This is a genomic window from Yoonia sp. (genome assembly GCF_017854415.1).
In the GTDB taxonomy this organism is placed as follows: domain Bacteria; phylum Pseudomonadota; class Alphaproteobacteria; order Rhodobacterales; family Rhodobacteraceae; genus Yoonia.
The window spans coordinates 1-2,892 of the sequence record NZ_JAFMHR010000214.1 but is presented as its reverse complement, the minus strand read 5'-3'; the positions used below and the strand labels follow the sequence as shown (position 1 = coordinate 2,892).

Annotated in this window: 5 protein-coding genes; 3 read left to right on the top strand and 2 right to left on the bottom strand. The window is 51.6% G+C overall.

Features of this window, described 5'->3' with window-relative positions; all coding sequences use genetic code 11:
• On the bottom strand, nucleotides 1-500 hold a 500-nt coding region (locus tag QZ197_RS15605; protein WP_296433121.1), incomplete at its 3' end, for a YceI family protein.
• A 97-nt stretch (nucleotides 501-597) separates the two neighbouring features.
• Entirely contained in the window at nucleotides 598-1,218 is a 621-nt protein-coding gene (locus QZ197_RS15600) for a hypothetical protein (protein WP_296433120.1), read from the bottom strand.
• Nucleotides 1,219-1,504: 286 nt separating this feature from the next.
• On the opposite strand from QZ197_RS15600, the gene rpsF reads away from it, so the two are divergent.
• Genes rpsF through rplI form a run of 3 tightly spaced genes read left to right on the top strand, consistent with a single transcriptional unit; the run spans nucleotide 1,505 to nucleotide 2,731 of the window.
• On the top strand, nucleotides 1,505-1,885 hold the full coding sequence (gene rpsF / locus QZ197_RS15595; protein WP_296433119.1) for a 30S ribosomal protein S6: 381 nt from the start codon (nucleotides 1,505-1,507) through the stop codon (nucleotides 1,883-1,885).
• A gap of 20 nt (nucleotides 1,886-1,905) precedes the next feature.
• Entirely contained in the window at nucleotides 1,906-2,133 is a 228-nt protein-coding gene (gene rpsR, locus QZ197_RS15590) for a 30S ribosomal protein S18 (RefSeq protein WP_296433118.1), read from the top strand.
• Nucleotides 2,134-2,143: 10 nt separating this feature from the next.
• Nucleotides 2,144-2,731 carry a 50S ribosomal protein L9 gene (gene rplI, locus QZ197_RS15585; RefSeq protein WP_296433116.1) on the top strand — a complete coding sequence of 196 codons (588 nt, stop codon included), beginning with the start codon at nucleotides 2,144-2,146 and terminating at the stop codon, nucleotides 2,729-2,731.
• The last annotated feature ends 161 nt before the right edge of the window (nucleotides 2,732-2,892 follow it).

Sequence of the window (2,892 nt, the reverse complement as noted above, 5' to 3'; positions counted from 1 at the left end):
TTATAGTCAGAGCGCAGCAATGTTGTTGTCGCGTCAAAGCCAGCCCAAGGTTTGCCAGCCATCGGGTGGTCGCCTACTTGGTTCAGTTTCGCATCAAGCATGACAGATTTTGTCACGTCGTTCAACGTCAGATCGCCAGTGATCAATGCAGTGCCTTCGCCTGTGACCTCGATAGATGTCGAGGTGAATGTGACCATCTCTTCGTCTGTCGCGTCAAAAAAGTCGGGCGACATGAAGTGATCGAAACGCTCTTGCCAGCCTGTCAGCATGGTTTTCACAGGGAAGGAAACAGTGACCGAGGATGCAGCTGGATCTTCTTGGTCGAATTGGATTTCGCCGTTGAAACCAGAGAACATGCCGTAGCTTGTAGAATAACCCAAGTGATTGTAGTTAAATACGATCTGGCTGTGGCTTGCGTCCAGTGTGTAGGCTTCTGGTGCGGCAATTGCGGAAGTCGAAAGAACGGCCAGAAGGGCCGCGGCAGAGATTGATTTGTACATGTTATGCACTCCTGATTGGTGATGACGCAATGTGGGCCATCACCAAATTCAGAGCAATTGCGCATTTGCGAACAGGTCCTGTTCGCGCAGGAACCGGTTAAGTTAAGGGCTTCGGCGAAACCGCAGCAAGGGGTCGCGATCCTTCGCTCCGCAGCAGGTCACGCTCTAGCCGCCCGAATAGCTTGCCAATCTGAGGCTCGTTCCCTGTTGCGACGACAAGATCATGCGCTTCATCTTGGTGGTGCAAGATCAATTTGACTTGCAGCGGGCTGCCGCTGGACCGATCGATACTTAACCCGGTGAAGGCATCAAAACCGTAATGCGCCAGCAAGCTTGAACTCCCGCTGCGATGTCGCAAAACTTCGCGTACTTCGCCAAGCGACAGATCAATTTGCAACTCAGAAACAGTGCCCCGATTTGCGTAGGAGATGAAGAAGAAGCTGAAGATGACGAAGAAAACGCTGGCCCCTGCCCGAATGAGCGCAGAATCCGTTTGAAACGCCACCGATGGAACAATCCACAGTCCGAGAGTGGCCGCTGCGAACCCAGCACCCATCACAGCCGATACGGCTTGTGACAGTTGCACGATTGATGACGCGCGTTGCGTGTTCTTGACGGTGAAACACCAGTAGGTTTCAGTCAATAATTGGTCTGCTATGTCGTTGAAACCTTGAGAAACTGGTACGGTACGCCCTTGAAAACCTGAAATATCAGTCATGTGCATTCCCTTTGCCTTAAGTGAGGCCAAGTTGACCGTTAATCTGGGCGAGATTGCGGCGGCCCCATGACAACCTTAAGGTTACGTTAACCAATATGAATTTCCCCTTCTGAAGGACCTCGGTTAAAGCGCTTGGAAATGGTCGTTTGCCCCTTGCTTCACAGGCCTATGGATGTATAAGGCCCCATCTTGCCGTAAAGATTTAACCGCGTAGTCTCTCGTGGGTGGGGACGGCAAGTCATATCCCTGCCCTATGAAATGCGCTGAGAACATGAATGGAGCACACATGCCGCTATATGAGCATGTTATGATTGCGCGTCAGGACTTGTCCAACACGCAAGCTGAAGGCCTTATCGAACATTTTGGCACGGTCCTCGCTGACAACGGCGGCAAACTCGTCGAGCACGAGTATTGGGGCGTCAAAACAATGGCCTACAAAATCAACAAGAACCGCAAAGGCCACTATGCCTTCTTGCGTACTGATGCACCTTCGGCTGCTATTCAGGAAATGGAGCGTCTGATGGCGTTGCATGACGACGTAATGCGCGTTCTGACAATCAAAGTTGACGCACATGAAGATGGTCCATCTGTCCAGATGCAGAAGCGCGAAGAGCGCGGCGACCGTGGTGACCGTCCAGATCGTGGCGAACGCCGCGAACGCCGTTAATTTAGATAGGATTGTAAATCATGGCTACTAAACCATTTTTCCGCCGTCGCAAGTCCGATCCATTTGATGGCGAAGGCGCCCCAAAGATCGACTATAAAGATACACGTCTTCTCCAGCGCTACGTTTCTGAGCGCGGTAAGATTGTACCTGCCCGTATCACTGCTGTTGGTGCTAAGAACCAGCGCGCTCTCGCTCGTGCGATCAAGCGTGCTCGCTTCCTCGCCCTGCTGCCATACGCTGTAAAGTAAGGATCAGATCATGGATATCATTCTACTTGAGCGCGTCGCAAAGCTTGGCCAAATGGGCGAAGTCGTAAAAGTTAAAGAGGGTTACGCACGTAACTATCTGCTGCCACAGGGCAAAGCCCTGCGCGTCAACGCTGCGAACATCGCACGCTTTGAAGCTGAAAAGGCACAGATGGAAGCACGCAACCTCGAGACCAAAAAAGAAGCAGAAGCATTGGGCGAAAAGCTCGACGGTGAAACATTCATCGTTATCCGCTCTGCCTCTGATTCTGGTGCACTTTACGGTTCCGTTACAACACGTGACGCGGCTGATGCGGCAACTGCTGCTGGCTTTACTGTCAACAAAGGTCAGATCGTGCTTCACCACACAATCAAAGACCTTGGCTTGCACGAAGTGAACGTCGTTCTGCACCCAGAAGTCACTGTTTCCATCAACATGAACGTTGCACGTTCGGTTGAAGAAGCTGAGCTTCAAGCTGCTGGTAAATCTGTTGCTGAATTGGCTGCAGAAGCAGAAGCAGAAGCAGAATTCGAAATTCAGGAGCTGTTCGACGATTTGGGCGGTGCTGTTGACGAAGACGCAATGCGTGACGAAGCTTAATTAAGCATTATCAACAATTTAGAGGGGCCGTGCGAGAGATCGCGCGGCCCTTTTTCATGGGTCTGCCCCCTACTTCGACCAAGAAAGCCTGCCAATATGTCTGAATCGAGCCTCAAAATCGTACTGGTGACGCCAGAAATCCCATACAACACTGGTGCCAT

Excerpts from the sequence above, each read along its gene's own strand:
- QZ197_RS15600 (WP_296433120.1), bottom strand. The coding sequence starts at position 1,218 with ATGACTGATATTTCAGGTTTTCAAGGGCGTACCGTACCAGTTTCTCAA.
- rpsF (WP_296433119.1), top strand. The coding sequence starts at position 1,505 with ATGCCGCTATATGAGCATGTTATGATTGCGCGTCAGGACTTGTCCAAC.
- rplI (WP_296433116.1), top strand. The coding sequence starts at position 2,144 with ATGGATATCATTCTACTTGAGCGCGTCGCAAAGCTTGGCCAAATGGGC.
- rpsR (WP_296433118.1), top strand. The coding sequence starts at position 1,906 with ATGGCTACTAAACCATTTTTCCGCCGTCGCAAGTCCGATCCATTTGAT.